This is a genomic window from Pseudomonas grimontii (assembly GCF_007858185.1).
In the GTDB taxonomy this organism is placed as follows: Bacteria; Pseudomonadota; Gammaproteobacteria; order Pseudomonadales; family Pseudomonadaceae; genus Aquipseudomonas; species Aquipseudomonas grimontii.
This window is the reverse complement of record NZ_VFES01000004.1, coordinates 267,914-290,622: the sequence shown is the minus strand read 5'-3', so window position 1 is coordinate 290,622 and position 22,709 is coordinate 267,914. Positions and strand designations below refer to the sequence as shown.

Here is a 22,709-nt window from a genome sequence, read left to right as displayed (position 1 = left end):
GGGGAACCTCCATGGAATTGCAAAGACGTCAGCGAGCGACGACCGACGGCGATTGAGGCGCCTGGGGCGTGCGGGCTTCCAGTTGTACGATTTGGTTGAGCAGTGCCGGTACATCCAGGATCAGGGCCACCGCGCCGCTGCCCAATATGGTCGAGCCGCTGATGCCACGCAGTGCGCCAAACAACTTGCCCAGGGGTTTGATCACGGTCTGGAACTCACCGAGCAGGTCATCCACCACCAGCCCGGCCTTATGCTCGGCGTAGCGCACCACCACCACATTCTGGCGTCGGGCCACGGGGCCCTCATGGCTGAAGTGGTCACGCAGGTGCACCAACGGCAACACCTCGCCACGCAGGTCCAGATAGCCCGTGTCGCGGCTGGACTGGCGCTGGTGTTGATCCAGCTCGATACATTCCTGGACCATGTCCAGCGGAATCACGTAGGTGGATTGGTCGATGCCGACCAGGAACCCATTGATGATCGCCAGGGTCAGCGGCAGGCGAATGCGCACCACGGTGCCCTGGCCGGGGCGGCTGTCGAGGTCGACGGTGCCGCGCAACAAGGTGATATTGCGCTTGACCACGTCCATGCCGACGCCGCGCCCGGACAGGTTGGTCACCGCTTCGGCGGTGGAGAAACCCGCCTCGAAGATCAGGTTGTAGATCTCCTGGTCGGTGAGCACCGCGCCGCTGGCCACCAGCCCGCGTTCCTGGGCCTTTTGCAGGATGCGTTCGCGGTTGAGCCCGGCGCCGTCGTCGGCGATCTCGATGACGATACTCCCCGAGTCATGGTAGGCATTGAGACTCAGATGGCCCTTGGCCGACTTGCCGGCCGCACGCCGCGCATCGGCGCTTTCGATACCGTGGTCCATGGCGTTGCGCAGCAGGTGCATCAGCGGATCGCCGATCTTCTCGACCACGGTCTTGTCCAGTTCGGTTTCCGCGCCGCTGATGATCAGTTCGATGTCCTTGCCCAGCTCCTGACTGATATCGCGCACCACACGGCGGAAGCGGTTGAACGTGTCGCCGATGGGGATCATGCGCAAATGCAGGGCGCCATCGAGGATCTCTTCGACCAGCCCCGATACCGTCGAGGCGGCCTCTTGCAAGGGGTCGTTGTTACAGGAACGGGCCAGCAGGTTCGCGCCGGCGCTGGCGATGACCAGCTCGCCGACCAGGTTGATCAACTCGTCGAGCTTGTCGGCGTTGACGCGCACGTAATTGCCGTCGCGGTTTTTCGCCTCGCTGGCTGCCGGACGCTGCGGTGCGGCGCTCACAAGGCCGGGCTCTGCCTGCGTGCCCCGGTCGTCAGCCATGGCCGCCGTGTTGTCGGGCGTTTCGTCGACAGCACTGATGTGCACTTCACAGTCGTCACGCACGAAGTCGAACACTTCGTTGAGGGTGGCGTGGCTGGCCGTGGAGCGCAGCTCGATCTCGAACCCCAGGTAGCAGCTTTCCGGGTCCCAGCTGTCGATTGGCGGGATGCTATCGGTCAGGGTGAGGACCTGCATCACCTGCCCCAAGGTCTCGAGGTAGCGCAGGAATGACAGTGGGTCCATGCCATTACGGAACACGTCCACGCCGAAGCGCAGGGAGATGTGCCAGAGCACTTCGACCGCCGCGTCGTCGGCCACCTCGACGGTTTCGACGCTGGCAGTGACGGTTCGCATCGGCTGATAGGCACTCAGTGCCTCGCGCAATGCCTCACCGCGCTCCAGCGCGGCAGGCGTCGGCACCTCACCGCGGTTGGCGACCACTTCGACCAGTTCGAGCATGTGGTCGCCGCACTTGAGCAGCAGCGCGATCAATGCGGCGTCCACCGCCACATTGCCTTCGCGCAGGCGGTCAAGCACGTCTTCGACGATATGCGTGAACCCCACGATCGACGCCAGACCGAAAAGGCCCGCCGAACCCTTGATGGTGTGCGCGGCGCGGAAAATCGCGCCGATGGCATCCTGGTCGCCGGGCTCGCTTTCCAGTTGCAGCAGGGATTGCTCCATGGCCTGCAACAGCTCGCGCGCCTCTACGATGAATGTCTGCTGTGCCTGATCGAGATTGATGCTCACCGGGACTTTCCTTGTCGATCAAAAAACGTGGGAAGCGCTGACTATGAAGCCGCGCTGCGACACAGTTGGAGCGCCTGCATAACCACCTGGCTCTGGCCGGTCACGCTCAAGGCTGTACCGGCGATGCCGGCTTCACGCCCGATGACCGCGAGCAACTGCAGGCCGGCGCCATCCATTTCCGTGACCTGCGACAGGTCCAACTCCAGGCGGGGTGCCGCGCCTATCTGCGGCAGCAACGCACCCGCCAGTTCCGCTACGGTGTAGATCGTAAGCTCGCCGTCAATGCACACGCGGGCAGTGTCGTCGACTGTTTCAGTGCTTATCGGCATGGGAGCCTCCCTGGCGCCGGGGATCAGGGCAGGATCAGTTTAGACACCGCTGCCAACATCTGCGCCGGCTGGAACGGCTTGACCACCCACGCCTTGGCGCCGGCGGCCTGGCCCTCGGCCTTCTTCGACGCCTGGGATTCGGTGGTCAGCATGATGATCGGGGTGAACTTGTAGTTGGCCAGCTTCTTGACCTCCTTGACGAAGGTGATGCCGTCCATGTTGGGCATGTTCACGTCGCTGATGATCAGGTGCACTTTCTGCCCGGTCAGCTTACCCAAGGCATCCTTGCCGTCGCTGGCCTCGATAACGTCGTAACCGGCGCTTTTCAAGGCAATGCCGACCACCTGCCGCACGCTGCTGGAGTCGTCGACCACTAATACATTCTTCGCCATGATGTGCTCCTAAAAGAAAGTAATGTCTTGAGAATTCTGCTGCACGGCCGCCTCGCCATGATGGAGGCGCCGTTGCTCGTCGGTGGCATAGGTGGCTTCCATGCGCGCCAGCCATTGGCGGGCGTCGACGGCCACCGCCTGGTCCGGGGCCTGGCTGGCCTGCAGGAGGTGGTCATGCAGGGCGTGCATGTTGTCTCGCACGTGGCTGAGGATCTGGCTGACCCGGTCCTGGAACTGCAGGTTGACCAACACCTCAGTCATCTCATCCCGGATGCCGTAGCTTTCCTGCTTGAGCAGGTCAGCGGATTCGGCCAAACGCCCGGTGATGTTCTGGAAGCGTTCGAGCACCACTTGAATACTGTTTTCGGACTCGGCCACTGAATGACTGTCCTGGTCGGCATTGCTGGACGCGGCCTGCACCAATTGCGTAATGGCGTTATTGATGATGTCGACCTTGGCCGACATCTGCTGGCCGGTTTCACTGGATTTGCTCGACAGGCTGCGCACCGCATCGGCCACCACCGCGAAGCCGCGCCCGGCCTCACCGGCCCGCGCCGCCTCGATGGCTGCGTTGAGGGCCAGCAGGTTGGTTTGTGCGGCAATCGCCGCCACATCGGCGGCCATGGTGCGCAGTTCGCCGGTGTAGGCGGTAAGGCTGCGGACCTGGGCCAGGGTCTGGTCACGGCTGGTTTGAGTGGCCTTGAGCGAATTGATCACCTGGCTCAGCTCGCTGTCACTGCGGGCCAGCACCTCGAGCGCGCCGTCGGCGGCCTGCCCATCCAGTTCGCCGGCCGCGTGCTGCGAGGCTTGTACCGTTTCCTGCAATCGTGCGGCGATCCCGGTGAAACGGTTGGCCAGGCTCACAATCGCTTCTTCGGTCTGATGCCGCGAGCTTTCCACCTGCTTGGCCCAGATCGGCATGGCGCCCAGCAATACCTCATCGAGCTGTGCACGAGAGGCCATGCCGTTGTGCGCCGCGTCCACCTCTGACTGATCCGCCTGCGCCCGCGCAATCGCTCGCAGCATGGCGTTGCGCTGCGAACCCGCGCTCCAGGCACAGGCACCGATGCCGATCAGCACCAGTACTGTGCAGGCCAACAGATTGGCCGGCGAGGTTGATTGCACGAGTATCCACAAAACGGCAGGCACGACCGGGATCAAAGCGAACCAGCGAAAACGTGGATAAACGGGAAGAGGCATGCTGCTGGAATGGCGCTGGGGCATGAGTTCGATCCTTGAACGTTGTTGCGGATGTAGGTGACTTAGTTGTTATCTGCGCTGTAACTCGCAACTTGAGGCGACTTAGGTGCCTTCCGTCTGGTTTATGACCGGTGGGTGACAGGCCTGGCAGTCCTGGAGCCTTGTTGCTGAAGGATCAGCGGTGGTTTACGGAACAGGGGGTTGTTGCAGCGCTGGCTAGCGAGTCTGTCTTTCAGGCTGAAAAATCTCTTTGTGGTGAGGGGGCTTGGTTCCGTGGCGGCCTCTGGGCCGACCATTTTTTTGGATTTGACCGGGTACATATCCGTTGCTGCGGTAACGGCGGCTATGGGTTCCGCCCTTACGGCGGGTCACTTTGGAAAAGCCCCAAAGTAACCAAAGGGCTCTTGCCCCACCACTCGGTACCTCGCCTAGGCTCGGTATGCCCGAACGAAGGCTTGAATCCGTGGGCCGCCGTCATGGGCCATCCTTGGCCCAGGACGGCTAACCCGGCGTCCTGCCGGGTTACCCACGGATTCAAGCCTGCGTTCGGCCAGCGTGGTTAACGGGGCGCCTAGGATCAAAAGCCAGAGCAAAAGCAGAGCAAAAGCAGAGCAAAAGCAGGCTGAGGTCTGCCTGCTGGATGGAGATCCAAATGTGGGAGGGGCGGTGCGACGATTCGACTTGCCCCCGATGAGGGTGGGTCAGTTGATGGATTTGGTACTGACCCACTGCAATCGGGGGCAAGCCCCCTCCCACATTTTTAACCCAGTACACCAGACCCAACTCCGGTCGGCTCTAAGGCCGCCGCGCTTTGGCTCTTGATCTCAAATCGCCCCGTCAAACACGCTGGCCGAACGCAGGCTTTGGAGCGTGGGTAACCCGGCAGGACGCCGGGTTAGCCGCGCTGGGCCAAGGATGGCCCATCGCGGCGGCCCACGCTCCAAAGCCGGAGTGAGGGCATGCCGAGCCTAGGCGAGGCACCGAGTGTTGGGGCGAAGGCCTTTTGCTTACTTTTGGGCCTTTCCAAAAGTGAGCCGCCGTAAGGGCGGAACCCATAGCAGCCATGACCGCAGCAACGGATATGTACTCGATAAAACCCAACGACATGGTCGGCCCGAAGGTCGCCACGAGACTAAGCTGCCCATACTCAGGATCGCCTGACCAATGCGCGTCATCGGTCACAGAGCTGCGCCTTTATGTTTGCGCCAAAGCAAAACGGCACCTGGGTGCCGTTTTGTGTTTCATGCCCGGGGACGTTTACTTACGCGCTGCCTCCCACTGCTTGAGCAGGTCGCCGTAGGCCACGGTTTCGCCTTTTGGTTTCTCGTTGGCCAGTTTCGGTTTCGGCGCGCCCGGCTGGTCGAACCAGTATTGCGCGTCACGCTCGGGGTTCATTTTCGGGCCGCAAACCGGCTGCACCTTGGAGCGTTCCAGGCGCGTCATGATCGCGTCCTGCTCCTTGGCCAGGTTGTCGAGGGCCTGTTGCGGGGTTTTCTCGCCGCTGGCGGCGGCGGCGATGTTGCTCCACCACAGTTGCGCCAGGCGCGGGTAGTCCGGCACGTTGGTGCCGGTCGGGGTCCACTCGACCCGCGCCGGGCTGCGGTAGAACTCCACCAAGCCACCGAGTTTCGGCGCCATGTCGGTCATGGCCTGTGAGTTGATGTCAGACTCACGAATCGGCGTCAGGCCGACGATGGTTTTCTTCAGCGACACGGTTTTCGAGGTCACGAACTGCGCATAAAGCCAGGCCGCGAGTTTCTGCTTCTCCGGCGTCGACTTGAGGAACGTCCAGGAACCCACGTCCTGATACCCCTTCTTCATGCCCTTTTCCCAATACGGCCCGACCGGCGACGGCGCCATGCGCCACTTCGGCGTGCCGTCGGCGTTCACCACCGGCAGGCCCGGCTTGGTCATATCGGCGGTAAACGCGGTGTACCAGAAGATCTGCTGGGCGATGTTGCCCTGGGACGGCACCGGGCCGGATTCGGAGAAGGTCATGCCCGCCGCTTCCGGTGGCGCGTAGGCTTTCATCCAGTCCACGTATTTCTGCGTGGCGAACACCGCGGCAGGGCCGTTGGTGTCACCGCCACGGGTCACGCTGGAGCCCACCGGGTGGCAGTCCTCCACGCGAATGCCCCACTCGTCCACCGGCAAACCGTTGGGCAGGCCCTTGTCGCCGCCACCGGCCATGGAGAACCAGGCATCGGTGAAACGCCAGCCCAGGGACGGGTCTTTCTTGCCGTAGTCCATGTGCCCATAGATGCGCTTGCCGTCGATTTCCTTGACGTCTTCACTGAAGAATTTGGCGATGTCTTCGTAGGCCGACCAGTTCACCGGCACGCCCAGCTCATAGCCGTATTTTTCCTTGAACTTGGCTTTCAGCTCCGGACGCTCGAACCAGTCGGCGCGGAACCAATAGAGGTTGGCGAATTGCTGGTCGGGCAGTTGGTAGATCTTGCCGTCCGGCGCGGTGGTGAAGGAGATGCCGATAAAGTCCTTGATATCCAGGGTGGGCGAGGTGAAGGCCTTGCCTTCGTTGGCCATCAGGTCGGTGATGGATTCGGTCTTGCCATAGCGAAAGTGCGTACCGATCAAGTCGGAATCGTTGACCCATCCGTCATAGATATTCTTGTCGGACTGCATCTGGGTCTGCAGCTTCTCCACCACGTCGCCTTCCTGCAGCAGGTCGTGGGTCAGCTTGATGCCGGTGATTTCACTGAAGGCCTTGGCCAGCACCTTGGATTCGTACTCGTGGGTGGTGAGGGTTTCCGACACCACGTTGATCTTCATCCCACGAAACGGTTCCGCCGCCTTGATAAACCACTTCAACTCTTCGAGCTGCTGGGCTTCGGTGAGCGTGGACGGTTTGAACTCGCTGCCGATCCATTTTTTCGCGGCATCTTCGTACGCATCGGCCCAGGCCGTGGCGCTCAAACCGCTGAGGGCCAGTACGGCGGCCAATGAAATGCTATGTCGCAGCTTATTGTTTTTATTCAACATAGAGACCTCCTGGTTGTTTATTCATAAGGGCACTAGCCCCAACGCATCACACTCAACAGCCATACCAGGGAGAGCGCGGACGCTACCCAGATGCTCCAGTCGGTAACGCCGATCACCAGCAAATGCAGGTAGGCGCTGCCGAGAAGACCGATAAACAAGCGATCACCACGGGTGGTGCTGATCGGTAGCAAGCCGCGCCGAGGGATGCTCGGCGAGCGCAGCTCCCAGGTGGTCATGCCCGCCAGAATCAGGGCAATGCCGCCAAAGAACAGTGCAGTGGGGGTGGTCCAGGCCATCCATTCCATCATCGACTCCTCAGACCCGGCCCAGGGCAAAGCCCTTGGCCACGTGGTTGCGAACAAACCAGATCACCAGCATGCCGGGCAGGATGGTCAACACCCCCGCCGCTGCCAGCACGCCCCAATCGATCCCCGACGCCGACACCGTGCGGGTCATCACCGCCGCGATGGGCTTGGCGTTGACCGAGGTCAGGGTACGCGCCAGCAGCAACTCGACCCAGGAAAACATGAAGCAGAAAAACGCCGTCACACCGATGCCGGAGCCGATCAATGGGATAAAAATCTTCACGAAGAACTTGGGAAAACTGTAGCCGTCGATGTAGGCAGTTTCGTCGATTTCCTTGGGCACCCCGGACATGAAGCCCTCCAGGATCCACACCGCCAGCGGTACGTTGAACAGGCAGTGGGCCAGGGCCACGGCGATGTGCGTATCGAACAGGCCGATGGACGAATACAGCTGGAAAAACGGCAGCAGGAACACTGCGGGTGGCGCCATGCGGTTGGTCAGCAGCCAGAAAAACAGGTGCTTGTCACCCAGGAAGCGGTAGCGCGAGAAGGCATAGGCTGCCGGCAACGCCACGCTCAGGGAAATCACCGTGTTCAGGCTCACGTAGTACAGCGAGTTGAGGTAACCGGTGTACCAGCTCGGGTCGGTGAAGATCACCTTGTAGTTGGCCAGGGTGAAATCCTGCGGAAACAGGGTCAGCCCGCCGAGGATTTCGGTGTTGCTCTTGAAGGACATGTTCAGCAGCCAGTAGATCGGCACCAGCAGGAACAGGATGTAGATCAGCAGCGGAATAACCTTGCGCTTGCTCATGTTGGCGGCCTCAGCGGTTGGCGTCGGAGTGGGTCATGGCGGTGTAGAACAGCCAGGACACCAACAGGATGATCAGGAAATACACCAGGGAAAACGCCGCCGCCGGGCCCAGGTCGAATTGGCCTACGGCCATCTGGGTCAGCGTCTGACTGAGGAAGGTGGTGGCATTACCCGGCCCCCCGCCCGTGAGGACGAAGGGTTCGGTGTAGATCATGAAGCTGTCCATGAAGCGCAGCATCACCGCAATCAGCAGCACGCTTTTCATCTTCGGCAACTGGATATGTCGGAACACCGCCCACGCCGAAGCCCGATCGATACGCGCCGCCTGGTAGTACACATCCGGGATGGCCCGCAGCCCGGAGTAGCACAGCAGCGCCACCAGCGAGGTCCAGTGCCACACATCCATCACCAGCACTGTGACCCAGGCGTCCATGGTGTTGGCCGCGTAGTTGTAGCTGATGCCCAGGGCGTTGAGGCTGTAGCCCAGCAGGCCGATATCGGCGCGGCCGAAGATCTGCCAGATGGTGCCCACCACGTTCCACGGAATCAGCAGCGGAATGGCGAGGATGATCAGCACCAGCGACGACCAGCGGCCCTTGGTCGGCATGGTCAGGGCGATAGCGATGCCCAGGGGGATTTCGATCAGCAGCACGCAGGCCGAATAGATGAACTGGCGCAGCAGCGAGTCATGCAGGCGCGGGTCGAGCAGCACCTGTTTGTACCAGTCGGCGCCGACGAAGTAGCGGCTGGACTGGTCGAAGATGTCCTGCACCGAATAGTTGACCACGGTCATCATCGGGATCACCGCGCTGAACGCCACCAGCAGGAACACCGGCAGCACCAGCCACCAGGCTTTGTTGTTCTGCACCTTGTTCATGGCAGCACCTCCAGCAGGTAGTCGTCGGCATACACCATCAGCCACTGCGCGGGGAAGCTGATACAGGCCTTGCCCTCCGGCACCGGTTTGTCTTCGGCCAGGCGTATCTTCAGCGTGGCGCCGTCGAGGTTGAGGGTCATGATCTTGTAGGTGCCGAGGTCTTCGAGGTGAGTGACATCGGCCTGCAGGGCGTCAGGGTTGTACTCGTCCCAGACGTGGATAAATTCCGGGCGGATGCCCACCTGCAGCTTCTTGTAGTCGGTGCCGGCAATGCGTTGCTGCATAGTCTCGGACAACGGCAGGTGAGTACCGGCAAACCGCACACCGCCGGCCTCGGCCTGCACTTCGATCAGATTCATCCCAGGGCTGCCGATGAAATAGCCGACAAAGGTGTGGCTTGGCCGTTCGAACAACTCACGGGGCGTGCCGAACTGCACGATCTGCCCGCCATACATCACCGCGATCTTGTCGGCGAAGGTCGAGGCCTCAAGCTGGTCATGGGTGACGTAGACCATGGTGATATTGAACTGCTCGTGAATCTGCTTGAGCTTGCGCCGCAGCTTCCATTTCAGGTGCGGGTCGATCACCGTCAGCGGTTCGTCGAAAAGGATTGCCGACACATCGTCACGCACCAGGCCACGGCCCATGGAGACTTTCTGTTTTTCGTCGGCGGTAAGGTTGCGCGCCTTTTTGCTCAGCAGGGTTTGCAGGTCGAGGACTTCGGCAATTTCCTGCACCTTGCTGTGAATTTTCGCCTCGGCCATGCCCTGGTTCCGCAGGGGAAAGGCCAGGTTATCGAACACGGTCATGGTGTCGTACACCACCGGGAACTGGAACACCTGGGCGATGTTGCGTTTTTCCGGGGTGAGGTCATTGACCACCTGGGTGTCGAACAGCACCTGGCCTTCGGACGGGCTCAGCAGGCCGGAGATAATATTGAGCAGGGTCGACTTGCCGCAGCCCGACGGCCCGAGCAAGGCGTAGGCACCGCCCTGCTCCCAGATGTGGTTCATTTCCCGGATCGCGTAGTCCTCAGGCCCGTTCGGTGTAGGGCTGTAGCTGTGCGCCAGGTTCTGCAAATGGATCTCGGCCATCAGGCAACCCTCGCGACGCGGCGCCCGGGGGCCTGGACCAAACGGCCCTGGCCATCGAACACAAACAGTTTATGGGTGGGGATATACACTCGGATCGGCGCGTCGACGTCGTACTCATGTACCCCCGGCAGGTGCAGCACCAGCAGGAAATGTTCGCTGCGCACATGCAGGAAGGTTTCCGAGCCGCTGATCTCGGCGACTTCCACGGTCACGGCCAGTTCCAGGTCGTCATCGTTGCTCGGCACCAGGCTGATATGGCTGGGGCGCACGCCGAAGCGGAACTCGCCTTCGCCGATGGGGCGCAGGTCGACGTTCAGCGGGAAGTGCACGAAATTGGCGAAGCTCACCTCGTTACCGCTGATACGCCCCGGCATCAAGTTGATCGGCGGCTCGGAAAACAGCTCGGCGGCCAACACGGTTTGTGGCTGGTGATAGACCTCGGCAGCCTTGCCGCTCTGGATCACCCGGCCTTCATGAAGAATGGTAGTGGTGCCGCCCAGGGCCAGGGCCTCGTTGGGCTCGGTGGTGGCGTAGATGGCAATGGTATGCCGCGCCTTGAACAGCTCGCGCATTTCCTGACACAGCTCTTCGCGCAGTTTGTAGTCCAGGTTCACCAGCGGCTCGTCGAACAGGATCAGTTCGGCGTCTTTGACCAAGGCCCGGGCCATGGCCGTGCGTTGCTGCTGGCCACCGGACAATTCCAACGGGTGGCGCTGCAGGAATTTCTCGATGCGCAGCATCTTTGCGGTTTCCAGTACTTTGCTCTGGATCAGCTCGTTGGATACACCGGCCTGGCGCAACGGCGAGGCGATGTTTTCGAACACGGTCATGGTCGGGTAGTTGATGAACTGCTGATACACCATCGACACGTTGCGCAGGCGCACCGGCTTTTGCGTGACGTCCACGCCGTTCATCAGGATGCGGCCGCTGTCGGGCTTGTCCAGGCCAGCCATCAGGCGCATCAGGCTGGTCTTGCCGGACAGGGTGCGGCCAAGCAAGACGTTGAAGGAACCGGCTTCGAAGCGCAGGTTGGCATCGTCGATCCAGGTTTGGCCTTCGACGACGCGGGAGACATGTTCCAGGGTCAATGACATGACACGACCTTTTTATTATTGGAATGAATCTGGCCAGTCGTCAGAGCGAGTTTCGTGCCAAAAATGGCAGGTGCTTGATCCATAAGGCAATGAGCTGAACGGGATGTTCAGGAGCGAACAGAAATGAACAGGTCGGGCTGAACAACTGAACAATCCGGGGGTTGACAATGAACAGTTCTGAACAACACTCTTTGAACCCGATTGATCTGGTTACATCCGCTGGATTGTGCAAGACCCCAAAACAATAAAAAGAAGGTCGCCCCATGGCCGAACCCCTGGCTCACGACACCCTTATCCAGGAATCCTGGCGCCGTTGCCGCGCCTTCGGCCTGGACCACCAGAGCACGCCCAACTTCGATCAACTGCCCGCCGAGGGCATCAGCCAATTGCTGGAAAGCCAGCATTCCCTGGTGCAGACCACGCACCAGGAAGTCCTGCCCTATTACGAAAACATCCTGAGCAATTCCAACTGCCTGATCATGCTCGCCGACAATCAGGGCCAGGTGTTGACCAGTTGGGGCACCCAGCGCTTTATCGAGCCCAAGCTGGCCCGTGGCTTCAGCGCCGGCGCCAGTTGGATGGAACGCTCCAGCGGCACCAACGCCATCGGCACCGCACTGGCCTGCGCCCAGGCGGTGCATATCGAGCATGACGAACACTTCCTCAAGGCCAACCGCTTCATGACCGGCTCGGCGGCGCCGATCTTCGATGCCCAGCGCGAAATCATCGCGGTACTGGATGTGTCCAGCGACAGCTACCTGCCGCCCTCCCACACCTTGGGCATGGTCAAGATGATGAGCCAGACCGTGGAAAACCGGCTGATCCTCAACCTGTTTCGCGGTGAGCACTTCCAACTGACGTTCAACACCGGCCTGAGCAACCTCGACAGCCAATGGGCCGGGCTGCTGATCTTTGACGAGAGCGGCCAGGTGCTCTCGGCCAACCGTCGTGCCGACAATTTGCTGGGCATCAGTCTGTCGCGGGTGATGATCGACAGTTTGTTCAAGGTGTCGCTGCTGGAGTTGCTCAATCAGCCGGAGGGCCTGCCCTTTTCGTTGCAGGCGGCGGGGCGCAATCGCTTCCAGTGCCTGCTGAAACGGCCAAAGCAGATGCCGGTGCAGGCGCGGGTGTTCAGTGAGCCCGTTGCGCCAAAGCCCGCTGCGATTGGCTTGAAGACCTTGCACTTTGGCGATGTGCGCGTGGAAAAAGCCGTGCGCCAGGCCGAGCGTTTGTTGGAAAAGGACATCCCGCTGCTGATCCACGGTGAAACCGGCGTGGGCAAGGAAGTCTTCGTCAAGGCCCTGCACCAGGCCAGTTCCCGCAGCCAGCAGGCCTTTATCGCGGTGAACTGTGCGGCGATTCCCGCGGAGCTGGTGGAATCGGAACTGTTCGGCTACGAAAAAGGCGCGTTTACCGGCGCCAACCAGAAAGGCAGCATCGGCCTGATCCGCAAGGCCGACAAGGGCACGCTGTTCCTCGATGAAATCGGCGATATGCCGCTGCCGACGCAAGCGCGCCTACTACGGGTATTGCAGGAGCGTTGCGTGCAGCCGGTGGGCAGCAGCGAGTTGTTCCCGGTTGATTTGCGCATCATCTCGGCCACTAACCGAGCCTTGCGCGAGCGGGTCCAGGCCGGGCGTTTTCGCGAGGATTTGTACTACCGCATCGGCGGCCTGACCCTTGAATTGCCGCCATTACGCGAACGCAGCGACAAGCGGGCGCTGTTCCAGCAGTTGTGGCAGCAACACCGTGAGCCAAGCCAATGGGCCGGGCTCAGTGCCGAGGTGCTGGCGCTGTTCGAACAGCACCCATGGCCGGGCAACCTGCGCCAGGTGAGCAGCGTGCTGCAGGTGGCGCTGGCGATGGCCGAGGAACAGCCGATTCGCCCGGAGCATCTGCCGGATGATTTTTTTGTCGATTTGAAAGTGACGGCACCGCTGCCCGCCAATGAGTACCCGGATGACAGCATCGACCTGAGCCAGCGATTGAAGGCGGCCGGTGGGAACATTTCCCACCTGGCGCGGGAGCTGGGGGTGAGCCGCAACACCCTGTACAAGCGCCTGCGCCAAGGCAATGACTGAACGCACGTAGCCACCCATCGCGCCCCCCGTAGCAGCTGCCGAGCGCAAGCGAGGCTGCGTTTGCGTTATGCCTGACACACCGCCAACGCAGCCTCGCTTGCGCTCGGCAGCTGCTACGGATTTGTGTGATGGTGGATATGCGGGGAGAGGCCTCAGCGCGGCTTGACCACCACCAGCAGGTCGGTGAAGTACTCCACCTGGATCGGCAGGTTATCCGCCAGGGTCGACAGCGCCGCCGCCGTGTCATCCAGCTTGAACACCCCCGTCACCCGCAGGTTCTGCAGGGCCTGGGGGTCGAAGCGCAGCAGGCCGTGGCGGTAGCTGGCCAGGGTTTGCAACACCTCGCTCAGCGGTTGGTCGTTGACCTTGAGCAGGCCACGGGTCCAGGCGTCCGGGTCGGCGTTGCCGATGGCCTCGGGTGGCTGGGCGCGGCCATGGTCGAGGATCGACCGCTGGCCGGCGCTGACCTTGACGCCTTCGCGGGCATCACCTTCGACCGCCACGGTGGACTCGATCACCGTCACCACCGTCGTGCCGTCTGGCGCACGCTTGACCAGGTAACGCGTGCCCAGGGCGGTCGCCGTGCCTTGGTCGGTGCGCACCACGAAGGGCCGTTGCGCGTCCTTGGCCACGTCAACCCAGAGTTCGCCTTGCAGCAGTTCGATCACCCGTTGGTGACCGTCGAATTTCACGTCCACCGCCGAGTTGCTGTTGAGCTGCAACTGGCTGCCGTCTTCGAGGGCGATCTGACGGCGCTCGCCCACGCCGGTGCGTTGGTCGGCCATCCATACCGGCAGGTGCTCAAGGCCCAGCCAGCCGCACAGCACGATGCCGAGCACACCCATCACCTGCGCACCGCGTGCGCGTCGCGGCGCAAACGCGCGGTTCAGGGCAAGGCGTGCAGGTTGTGCGGGCAAGGTGTCGAGGCTGCCCCACAGCGAGCGCATGCGTTCGATAGCGACGGCGTGGCGAGGGTCTGCCTGGCACCAGGCGTTGAAGGCTTGGCGCTCGGCGTCGCTGACCTCTTCATCGTGCAGGCGGGTCAGCCAATTCGCCGCTTGCTGGATGATCTGTTCAGAACTCATGCCAGCGGGTCTGCTGCGTGCAGGCTGTGGTAGCAGTGCACCAGGGCACTGGAGATGTAGTTTTTGACGGTACTGGCAGACACGTCCAGGCGCGTGGCGATTTCGCTGTAGGTCAGCCCGTCGAGGCGACTCAACAGGAAGGCTTCGCGGGCCTTGGCGGGCAAGCCGGCAAGCATTTCGGCGATGCGTTCCAGGGCTTGCAGGGCGACATGGATCGCGGCCGGGTCGGGCATGCCGGCGTCCTCACTCTGGATTACCAGCGCTTCCATGTAGGCTTTTTCAATACGTCGGCGCCGGACGCCATCGATCAACAAGCGCCCCGCCGTGGTAGCCAGGAAGGCCCGGGGTTCCTTGATATTTTGCGGCTCGGCGAGCATCAGCACACGGATGAAGGCATCGTGGGCCAGGTCGGCGGCGTGCTGGGAACACCCCAGTTTTCGGCGCAGCCAGCCATGCAACCAGCCGTGGTGCTCGCTGTACATCGCCGTAAGGGTCTGCTGACGCACTGAATCGCCGAGCGCGGCCGAAATGTCATGCATGCGCAAAAGAGTCTCAAATGGGAAGAATTACCAATTGCGCAAACAATGCCAGTAAAACGATAGTGGGGCAAGGGGCTCGCAAGCGCTGAAAGCACCACGAATCAACTGTGGGAGGGGGCTTGCTCGCGATAGAGGGTGGGTCAGTCAGCTTATCTGTCGCTGATACACCGCTATCGGGGCATGGGTATCTACACAACTTTTCAGCCCCTGACAAATCTCCCTGTGGCGAGCGGGCTTGTCCCGCGTTGGGCTGCGTAGCAGCCCCAGTAAAGCAGAATGCGGTGTATCAGAAACTCCATAGCGGCTGTTTTGGGGCCGCTACGCGGCCCAACGCGGGACAAGCCCGCTGCCACAGGGGAACTCGCCAGTCTCTGAAAATTGTGTAGATATGGCTATCGGGGGCAAGCCCCCTCCCACAGTTTGATCTCCATGCAGCAGGTACCTGTGTGTCCTCTTAGCGCCAGCTCCATGAGACGCCGGTGTAGATCCCGCGTCCATCGGCCGGGGTGGAGCGTGCGACATCCAGGCCCTTGTCGTCGTAGCCCGGCGTGACGGTGTTGGCGTAGCGGCGGTTGGTGAGGTTGCGCAGGTCGACCCAGGCTTGCCAGTCCTGTTTGGGCGCGTCGTAGCCGACGGTGGCGCCGAGGAGCGTGTAGGACGCGGCGTAATAGGAATTGGCGTAGTCCACCGCCACCCGTGAGGAATGCTCGGTGTTGAGGCTGGTGTAGAAACCCGTCGGGTGGCTGTAGCGCAGTTGCGCCTGATAGTAGTGCTTGGGGATGCCCGGCAAGCGGTTGCCACCGAAACGGTCGTCGTCGCGGTAGTGGAAATCGCTGAAGGTATAGGCCTGGCGCACGTCGAGCTTGCCGCTGCGGCCGCCGTCCCACAGCGGGCTGAGCAGGCCCAGTTCCACGCCCTGGTGCACGGTGGGACTGGCGTTGGATTCGGCGACGATGGCATTGCTGGTCGAGGTCTGGGCCTGGGTTTCCACGGTGAGCAGTTCGTGACGCACTTCGGAGCGGTACAGCGCCAGATCCCACTGGCCGAGCCATGCTTCGCCACGACCACCGATTTCCAGGGTGGTGGCGGTCTGGTTTTTCAGGCTGACGCCTTCGCGTTGTAATCCAGTGGCCGGGCCGCTGCCCACGGGAAAGTATTTATTGGAGCCCCAGATCATCGACCACGCATGCGGCGGCTCGACCGAGCGGCTCAGGTTGCCGTAGACCTGCAACTGCGGGTTGAAGTCATACCGCAGGCCGATGCGCGGAGCGTAGTCCCAGTCGTGCTGGCTGAGCGGCGCCTGGCCGTCGGGATAGGTGACCTGGGTTTCACGGCGGGTGTAGATCGCGGCCAGGCCGGTGGTCAGCCACAAATCCTCGACCAGTTCCAGGTCGTTACCGATATGCAGCACGGTGTCGGAGCCCAGGTAGCTGTAGTCGCGGGTCTTGGTGCCGGGGGCGTAGGTTGCGGTGTTGCCGGCTGGCGTACGCACGTATTCCGATGTGCCGTTGTTGGGCATCGCCTGGGTGGTGCGCAGGCCGAGGGTGGTTTTGCTGTCGTGGCCGAATAACGTGTCCTGGCGGATGTAATTCAAGGTGCTGCTGATATCGGTGTAGGCAACCTTGAGGCGGTTGGTGCCTTCGCGCAGGTCCATCGGGTAATCGTGGTACGCCAGCCCGACTTCCAGGCGCGAGCTGTCATCCAGCTGCAGGGTGGTCTTGTTGGCAATCCAGGTGGAACCCGGTTGCAGGCGCTTGGAATCACGGGCGGCGTTGAGGCTGTTGGCGGCGCGCGGGTCGTGGCTGATCTGGGCGCGGGTGAGTTTGCCGGGGGTGTCGTTGGTGGTTTCGCGGTAGCGGAAGTAGAAGCGGGTTTCCAGGTCCGGGTTGAAGCGGTAACCGAAGTTGGCGGCCATGCCTTTGCCGGTGGCCGCGCTCTGGCGCTGGTAGCCGTCGGATTCCGAGTCGGTCAGGCTGATGTAGTAGTCGGCATCCCCCAGCACTTGGCCCGAACTGATCTCGCGCTGGGCATAGCCACGGCTGCCGGCTTCATAGCGCACTTGCAATTTGGGCGCGTCGTAGCCGGTATGGGTCACGTAGTTGACCGCGCCGCCCAGCGCCAACGCGCCCTGATCAAAGCCATTGGCGCCGCGCAGCACCTCGACGCGGCTTTGCCACAACGGGTCCTTGAGTTCATAAGGGGTGCCGCCGGGGCCGGTCAGCGGCAAGCCATCGAACATTTCGTACAGCCCCGAAGCATGGGCGCCCGGGCTACGGTTCAGGCCCGAACCGCGAATGGACAGCTTCACCCCTTCATTATTCGCCGCCTTGGCGTACACCCCCGGCTGGTACTTGAACACGTCTTCGTTAGTGCTCACCCGCCCCTGCTGCACGCTGCTCATGTCGATGTAATTGGTGGCGCCGGGCACGCTCTTGAGCTGCGCCTGGGCGACTTCGCCGGCACTGGCCTCTGGCGTGGTAACTTCGACCGGCGCCAATTGCAGGTCTTCGGCGTGCACCAGCGAGCTTAAGGTCAGGGCGGCAAACAGGAACGGAGGTGGGCGCAGCAGCATGGGCGGATCCTCGAAATGCGGGAGCGTGAAAGGCTTGGCCATCACGCGAACAGTGATGGGAAGGCAACGATGCTCGCCAAGTCACGCCTTAATAACGGACCAGACACTTCCCACAACAGCGTCGGACGCGCTCTATTTTTTAAGTCCAAAATCGAATTAACACATGCAAACTCAGTATTTAAAGAAATAACCAGCACGCATTAATCTGGAGCCACTGAGTTACCTACGAGAGCGTCCCCATGCCCACATCCGCCACCGTCATCGACTTTACCCTCCACCGCAAACGCCGCCAGGCACGTGCTGCGGCCGAGTTGATGTGGACGATGTACGCGGCACGCGCAGGGTTGGCGGTGTTTACCACCCACGCCACAACACCCAGCGATACACGCAGGGCGTAGGCCAATGAATTTCCTGCATGTGATTCCCGAACCTCCCGAACCACTGCCCAAACCCAACACCGATGACGATGTGATCAGCCTGTGCGTGGCGCATAACCTGCAACGGCTGCGCAGCAAACGGCACCTGTCACTGGACGCCCTGGCACGCGCCTGCGGCGTGAGCCGGGCGATGCTGGCGCAGATCGAGTCCGGGCGCAGCGTGCCGTCGATCAAGGTGCTGTGCAAAATTGCCAAGGGTCTGAAGGTGTCGGTGGCGGCGTTCCTGGAGGATCGCGCGTTCGAAGGGGTTGAAGTGTTGCCGGCGCAGCAGAGCAAACGCCTGGTGAGTGCCGATGGCGCATTTATCAGCCGCGCATTGTTTCCCTACGACACGGCACGCCAGTCGGAGTTCTACGAGATTCGCCTGCGTGCACTTGGCGAGGAGGTCTCTAAAGGCCACGGGCCGGGCATCCAGGAAAACCTGGTGGTGGCCCAAGGCGTGCTGGAAGTCAGCGTCAATGACGAGCGCTACTTGTTGTCCACCGGCGATTCGATCCTGTTCTACGCCGACCAGCCCCACCGCTACCGCAACCCGGCGGACAGCGAAGCCGTAGCGTTCCTGGTGATCACCTACCCCGAGCGGCTGGATTAATCCCGGCAAAAAAAACGCCCCGACTTATCGGGGCGTTTTTTATGGCGCGGGACCTGTCAGCAGGTGCAGCACATCATCGGCATGCCGTTGCAGCTCATCATCATGGGCATGGCACAGTCGTTCATCATTTTGTTCATGAGCATGCAGCAGTTGTTCATCATGTCCATGCTCATGCCCGGCATCGGCATCATTTTGCACATCATGCCATCGGCCATCATGGTGCACTCCATGACGCACTTCATCATGGGCATCGGCATGCCCATCATCGGCATCATGTTCATGCCGGTCATCATGGCCATGGCGTCGGCCGACATGCACATCATCGACATATTGGCGCACTGCATCATCATCGGCATGCCGCAGTTCATCATCATCGCCATCATTTCGGCGTTGGTCTTGAACTGCGCCATGTCCATGCCTGCCGCCGGCTTCATGGTGCACATCATGGCGTCAGCGGCCATTTCGCATTTCATGGTCGCCATCATCATCGGCATGCCCATCATCGGCATCATTGGCATGGAGGTGTTCATCGGCATCTGCATTGCATTCATCATGTTCGAAACTCCGTAATCGACAGGAAATGGCTAAGTTCTGGCGCCGATTCTAGAGATGCCGGAGGGCTGTGCAAGACGACGGCGCAGCAGCAGGAATGGATGTTCTCAGGGACGCTTAGTTGAACAAAACAGCTGCATTTGGCGTGATAACGATGATTCAGGCGCTATTGCGTTACTTACATCCGCTAGCCCGCATGAATGGACGTCATGGATATTCGATTGAGGAATCTCGTCCAATCTTAAGGAAATAAACGATCTAACGGATGACGCTAGCCGTCGGGCTTCTCCAGGGACTGCATCAATTCATCGGCCTCCGACCCCGGTGGCAACCTGAACCCATGCATTTCATCAGCGGCAAGAATTTCACCCAGAGCGGCGAGCAACTGCGCCTCTGTCGGCGAGTCACGCAGCAGTTTATGTGCCGGCAGCAACAACTCGGAGGGAACGCCCTGAACACTCGCGGCGTCGATCACAGCGAAGAGGATAAAGCGCAGGCGTATTTCGCGGTCCGTCGGCCAGACCGTTTTTCGCTTACCCAAGGTAGGGCCTCGTTCTTTCAAAAAAATCCGAGGCTATTGCGCATAGAGAGGTGTTTCAAGCATCGGAATGCAAGATAGGCCGCTTCCTACATTCAAAACAGAAACAGCATACATCTCCGTCATCGCGCCCAACTCTTCAACTGTCAGATGCTTGATAACGCTCTTCTGAAATAACAGAGCACAACGGGATAAAATCTGCATCGGCAACCGGCTTTGGGGCTTAAGTGCCTGGCGACGAACTGCATTACTGCACCGGCAGGAAATTCATCAGTAACAGGCTTTGTGCATAGTTAAGCCCAATACGGCGGTAGCGCTCATCGAGCATCTGGGTCAACAGGTCCAGACGCGCCACAATCTTGCCGAACTCGACGGCGAAACTCAGGTTACTGCCCTCCTCCGATATTTCGTTGGAAAACAGGAGCAGGACGCCATTTGCATCCTGACGCTTGCTGAGCAACCAGGTGGCCTTTTCGATGTTACGCGCGGCGTTGCTGACGAACTGCGGGTTGATCGAATCGGTCATGTAGAACTCAGTGCGGCCTCCATGGGCAGTCACGAGCATGCTGCCGATTGCATAGATAAACGCGCCGACCCGGTCGCCCTGAAATTCAGGGCTCAAGGAGTAACTCAGGGCCGCCAGGTCGCGACGCTCACCGAGGGCGGGCAATGAGCGGCGCTGTTCAATGGCCAGGCGGATCTCCCGCGCAGCGCTCACCGCATCCGGATAACCCGATTGACGCCACTGGTTGGGGTTACGCAGATAGAGCTTGTTCATGAGCAAATACAGGCTTTGCAAGTTGTCGCGCATGCCCAGTGTCGCCATGCGATCGACACTGGTCTGGAAGAATTCATCGGGTTTGCCATTGCTGAACTGCTTGGCTATGTCCCGCCCCTGCTGCTGGGTGCACCCATTGGCGCAGAGCATTAACACCACGGCCAGCAACAGTGGCCGGTGCATCCGTCGAGTCTTGAATAAAGGTAACGTGCGATCCATCGGCACCCGATCTGGTTCTTTTGCCCTCGCGGGAAATCGGCGGGGCTTGGACAAAGATAGATTGGAGAAATGAAAAAAAGTGCGATGGGCTGGGCAGATAGTTGTAAACAGCGCCTGCCGGGCCCTGAATCGGCCCCATCGTGAAAGATTCGTTTCAGGATCTATACTCGGTAGAACAGTTGCGAGTGTTGTTGGCGATCCAGATAAGATTCACATCGTGCACGACACTCTCACCCGCAGCTGTACAGGAGGGTAACGCAGATGAAACATCCCATTCGAGCTCAGATTTTTGTCCAGGTGATTTGCCTGCTTTCGGTGGCTCAGCTTTTCTGCTGAGCCATGCGTCACTGCCTTCGAAATCGGCTGCGGGTGTGGCTGAGGGAGGTCTCGCCCTGTATTTGGGGCCCATCAACTTAAATTACAGCTGCAACGCCCCCCTGAAGGCTCATTGAAAAAAGGAATTTGCAGATGCCATTCTCATGGGAAGAAAGAGCGGCCTTGCTCGCACTCAAAGGCGTAGGTCCTACCGTCATTGCTCGGCTGGAGCAGATGGGTATCGAATCGCTGGCCAACCTCGCGCAGTCAGAGGTGAGCGACATCCTGGCTCAAGCATCCGCGGCACTTGGTTCGACGTGCTGGAAGAATAGCCCTCAAGCACGCGCAGCGATTACTGCGGCCGTAGAGTTGGCGCGGGTTTCAAGCGCGGACGACCCGGCACTACGGGTCGCAGACAGGGATTTCGCTTGATAGGATGAGCCCCACTCAACTGCCGTTTCAATCAGGAGCTATGCGTGGGCAAAGGAATAAAAATGTCGTCGGCATTGGATGCGCTGGGCCATCCGCACACTATCGAGGCACTTCAAACGCTCAGCGATCATAACCGCACAATTCCATCGCTGGTGTGTGACGGCGGCAACTGCCGTGCACCGGTGCGCTTTGTACCGCGCGGACTCGTCAACCGATCGGGAAAGGAACCTTTCGACCGCGCCGCCTACATCGGGCTGACTGCCGGTCGTGACTCCGACCACAAACCCGGGTGCAAATACGACGCCCTCGGCCAGTTGAAAACTATCGTCGCCGCCGAGTCCGATCCCGACTTTATCGGAACGCTCAACGCCGGCGCTTCCGAACTGCGCCTGTTACTGCTGCACAATAATCTGGGTGGCAAATCACTCTCTGGTGCTCAGTTTACGACCTCAGCAACGGATGGCTCTGCCACGCAGAGACAGCCCAAGCTATATCAGCCAAGCGGCAAAAAACTGGCCAGCTACCTGCGCACTACGGCTGATCTGCTTAAGCTGCGTGAGCGGTGCGAAGCGGATGATGAACTGGCTCAACATCTGGTGCTGCGCTTTGGCACTAAGAAAATTCGCTGGTCAGACTTTTTCTTTGAAAAAAACCGCTACGAAGATGCATGGCGAATGCTGCAACGCCTGGGGAGCGAGTGCCACCCCTTCGCAGTGGTGGGCACGGTCGACCGGGTTTACGTGCCAGATGAAGGCAGCGGCCGGGTCATGAGCTATCTGAATCTCACGGCTAAATACGAACGGCCCGACGCAGAAAATGTGACAAGCGTCTTCAAGGTCAGTGTTGGAGATAAAGACAGCGAGTGGTTGCAGACACTGGGCAAAGGCACAGAAGTCATCGTATTTGGCGTGTGGAGCAGTGGCTCGCCGGAAAAACGAGCAAGCGGATCGAAAATCTACCTGAATCACACGCTCACGTTGTACACCAAGTTCAAAGAGCAGTTGGTGGTCGTGGCGTTGCTTCCTTGAGCGCAAGCTTTGGATCTGGCACCTCAGCCCAGCCCTTCTTCAAGTACTCGTCCGCTACGATTTTGCGTATCAGAAAACAGTAGATGATGGGTAATACCGCAATCGGTATAGCCGCCCAAGGTGGGCCTGCGAGCAGACCCACCCCTATCGCCAGGCCCCAAATCAGCAAGTGCCGCCAAAGGCCGGCGAAGAGAAGATAGATCGCCCCCAGAAACAATATCGCCAGAACTTGAAACGCATCGACCTCTTCAACCTGGTCACTGTCTGGGCTTTTGAAATAGCGGGTCATTTCACCGTCCTTGTGGGGATTAACCCGGAAAATTCAACATCGAAAGTCATGGGAGTCGCTTCAAGACGCTATTCACATACGTGCG

The 22,709-nt window shown here is 60.5% G+C and carries 22 protein-coding genes; 6 read left to right on the top strand and 16 right to left on the bottom strand.

Annotation, left to right across the window (positions count from 1 at the left end; all coding sequences use genetic code 11):
• Nucleotides 1–28: 28 nt before the first annotated feature.
• From FIV39_RS09780 to FIV39_RS09730, 10 genes are all read right to left on the bottom strand, one after another.
• Nucleotides 29–2,065: a chemotaxis protein CheA gene (locus FIV39_RS09780; RefSeq protein ID WP_090402928.1), complete on the bottom strand. Its 2,037-nt coding sequence runs from the start codon at nucleotides 2,063–2,065 to the stop codon at nucleotides 29–31.
• 41 nt (nucleotides 2,066–2,106) lie between these two features.
• Nucleotides 2,107–2,394, bottom strand: a complete 288-nt coding sequence (locus FIV39_RS09775; RefSeq protein WP_090402926.1) for an STAS domain-containing protein — start codon at nucleotides 2,392–2,394, stop codon at nucleotides 2,107–2,109.
• A 23-nt stretch (nucleotides 2,395–2,417) separates the two neighbouring features.
• Nucleotides 2,418–2,786 carry a response regulator gene (locus FIV39_RS09770; RefSeq protein WP_090402924.1) on the bottom strand — a complete coding sequence of 123 codons (369 nt, stop codon included), beginning with the start codon at nucleotides 2,784–2,786 and terminating at the stop codon, nucleotides 2,418–2,420.
• A 9-nt stretch (nucleotides 2,787–2,795) separates the two neighbouring features.
• Nucleotides 2,796–3,707, bottom strand: a complete 912-nt coding sequence (locus tag FIV39_RS09765; RefSeq protein ID WP_390620693.1) for a methyl-accepting chemotaxis protein — start codon at nucleotides 3,705–3,707, stop codon at nucleotides 2,796–2,798.
• 1,536 nt (nucleotides 3,708–5,243) lie between these two features.
• Nucleotides 5,244–6,986, bottom strand: coding sequence for an ABC transporter substrate-binding protein (locus FIV39_RS09755; protein ID WP_090402920.1), 1,743 nt, complete (start codon nucleotides 6,984–6,986; stop codon nucleotides 5,244–5,246).
• A gap of 32 nt (nucleotides 6,987–7,018) precedes the next feature.
• Nucleotides 7,019–7,291: a DUF2160 domain-containing protein gene (locus FIV39_RS09750; protein WP_014718862.1), complete on the bottom strand. Its 273-nt coding sequence runs from the start codon at nucleotides 7,289–7,291 to the stop codon at nucleotides 7,019–7,021.
• Nucleotides 7,292–7,301: 10 nt separating this feature from the next.
• Nucleotides 7,302–8,102 carry a carbohydrate ABC transporter permease gene (locus FIV39_RS09745; RefSeq protein WP_003174634.1) on the bottom strand — a complete coding sequence of 267 codons (801 nt, stop codon included), beginning with the start codon at nucleotides 8,100–8,102 and terminating at the stop codon, nucleotides 7,302–7,304.
• Nucleotides 8,103–8,112: 10 nt separating this feature from the next.
• Nucleotides 8,113–8,979 (bottom strand): carbohydrate ABC transporter permease, encoded by an 867-nt coding sequence (locus FIV39_RS09740; RefSeq protein ID WP_025858174.1) that lies wholly within the window; start codon nucleotides 8,977–8,979, stop codon nucleotides 8,113–8,115.
• A complete protein-coding gene (locus FIV39_RS09735; protein WP_090402918.1) occupies nucleotides 8,976–10,073 on the bottom strand; it encodes an ABC transporter ATP-binding protein in 1,098 nt (365 codons plus the stop codon). The genes FIV39_RS09740 and FIV39_RS09735 overlap by 4 nt, the downstream gene beginning before the upstream one ends.
• Entirely contained in the window at nucleotides 10,073–11,167 is a 1,095-nt protein-coding gene (locus FIV39_RS09730) for an ABC transporter ATP-binding protein (RefSeq protein WP_146371508.1), read from the bottom strand. Before FIV39_RS09730 ends, FIV39_RS09735 begins: the two co-directional genes overlap by 1 nt.
• Before the next feature lie 263 nt (nucleotides 11,168–11,430).
• On the opposite strand from FIV39_RS09730, the gene FIV39_RS09725 reads away from it, so the two are divergent.
• Nucleotides 11,431–13,248 (top strand): sigma-54-dependent Fis family transcriptional regulator, encoded by a 1,818-nt coding sequence (locus FIV39_RS09725; RefSeq protein ID WP_090402914.1) that lies wholly within the window; start codon nucleotides 11,431–11,433, stop codon nucleotides 13,246–13,248.
• A 152-nt stretch (nucleotides 13,249–13,400) separates the two neighbouring features.
• Here FIV39_RS09725 and FIV39_RS09720 read toward each other — a convergent pair whose 3' ends face one another.
• The 3 genes from FIV39_RS09720 to FIV39_RS09710 form a co-directional block, all read right to left on the bottom strand.
• Entirely contained in the window at nucleotides 13,401–14,333 is a 933-nt protein-coding gene (locus FIV39_RS09720; RefSeq protein ID WP_090402912.1) for a FecR family protein, read from the bottom strand.
• Entirely contained in the window at nucleotides 14,330–14,872 is a 543-nt protein-coding gene (locus FIV39_RS09715) for a sigma-70 family RNA polymerase sigma factor (RefSeq protein ID WP_090402910.1), read from the bottom strand. Before FIV39_RS09715 ends, FIV39_RS09720 begins: the two co-directional genes overlap by 4 nt.
• 454 nt (nucleotides 14,873–15,326) lie before the next feature.
• Nucleotides 15,327–17,444, bottom strand: coding sequence for a TonB-dependent receptor family protein (locus FIV39_RS09710; protein ID WP_090402908.1), 2,118 nt, complete (start codon nucleotides 17,442–17,444; stop codon nucleotides 15,327–15,329).
• 239 nt (nucleotides 17,445–17,683) lie between these two features.
• Here FIV39_RS09710 and FIV39_RS32970 point away from each other — a divergent pair, with 239 nt between their 5' ends.
• From FIV39_RS32970 to FIV39_RS32965, 3 genes are all read left to right on the top strand, one after another.
• On the top strand, nucleotides 17,684–17,842 hold the full coding sequence (locus tag FIV39_RS32970) for a hypothetical protein (RefSeq protein ID WP_167361107.1): 159 nt from the start codon (nucleotides 17,684–17,686) through the stop codon (nucleotides 17,840–17,842).
• Between the two features lie 4 nt (nucleotides 17,843–17,846).
• Nucleotides 17,847–18,473 (top strand): helix-turn-helix domain-containing protein, encoded by a 627-nt coding sequence (locus FIV39_RS09705; RefSeq protein ID WP_090402907.1) that lies wholly within the window; start codon nucleotides 17,847–17,849, stop codon nucleotides 18,471–18,473.
• 63 nt (nucleotides 18,474–18,536) lie between these two features.
• Entirely contained in the window at nucleotides 18,537–19,043 is a 507-nt protein-coding gene (locus tag FIV39_RS32965) for a hypothetical protein (RefSeq protein WP_186731509.1), read from the top strand.
• A 253-nt stretch (nucleotides 19,044–19,296) separates the two neighbouring features.
• On the opposite strand, the gene FIV39_RS09695 is transcribed toward FIV39_RS32965, so the two are convergent.
• Nucleotides 19,297–19,566 (bottom strand): hypothetical protein, encoded by a 270-nt coding sequence (locus FIV39_RS09695; RefSeq protein ID WP_090402905.1) that lies wholly within the window; start codon nucleotides 19,564–19,566, stop codon nucleotides 19,297–19,299.
• Nucleotides 19,567–19,810: 244 nt separating this feature from the next.
• The gene (locus tag FIV39_RS09690) at nucleotides 19,811–20,560 is read right to left on the bottom strand and encodes a hypothetical protein (RefSeq protein WP_090402903.1); all 750 of its coding nucleotides are present in this window, start codon (nucleotides 20,558–20,560) and stop codon (nucleotides 19,811–19,813) included.
• A 468-nt stretch (nucleotides 20,561–21,028) separates the two neighbouring features.
• Here FIV39_RS09690 and FIV39_RS33330 point away from each other — a divergent pair, with 468 nt between their 5' ends.
• Both FIV39_RS33330 and FIV39_RS09680 read left to right on the top strand, forming a co-directional pair.
• Complete coding sequence (locus tag FIV39_RS33330) at nucleotides 21,029–21,307, top strand: Pathogenicity locus (RefSeq protein ID WP_090402901.1); 279 nt, start codon at nucleotides 21,029–21,031, stop codon at nucleotides 21,305–21,307.
• Nucleotides 21,308–21,369: 62 nt separating this feature from the next.
• Entirely contained in the window at nucleotides 21,370–22,335 is a 966-nt protein-coding gene (locus FIV39_RS09680; RefSeq protein ID WP_146371506.1) for a hypothetical protein, read from the top strand.
• Here FIV39_RS09680 and FIV39_RS09675 read toward each other — a convergent pair.
• Complete coding sequence (locus FIV39_RS09675) at nucleotides 22,298–22,624, bottom strand: hypothetical protein (protein ID WP_090402897.1); 327 nt, start codon at nucleotides 22,622–22,624, stop codon at nucleotides 22,298–22,300. The two genes, FIV39_RS09680 and FIV39_RS09675, sit on opposite strands and share 38 nt — an antisense overlap.
• Nucleotides 22,625–22,709 lie beyond the last annotated feature (85 nt).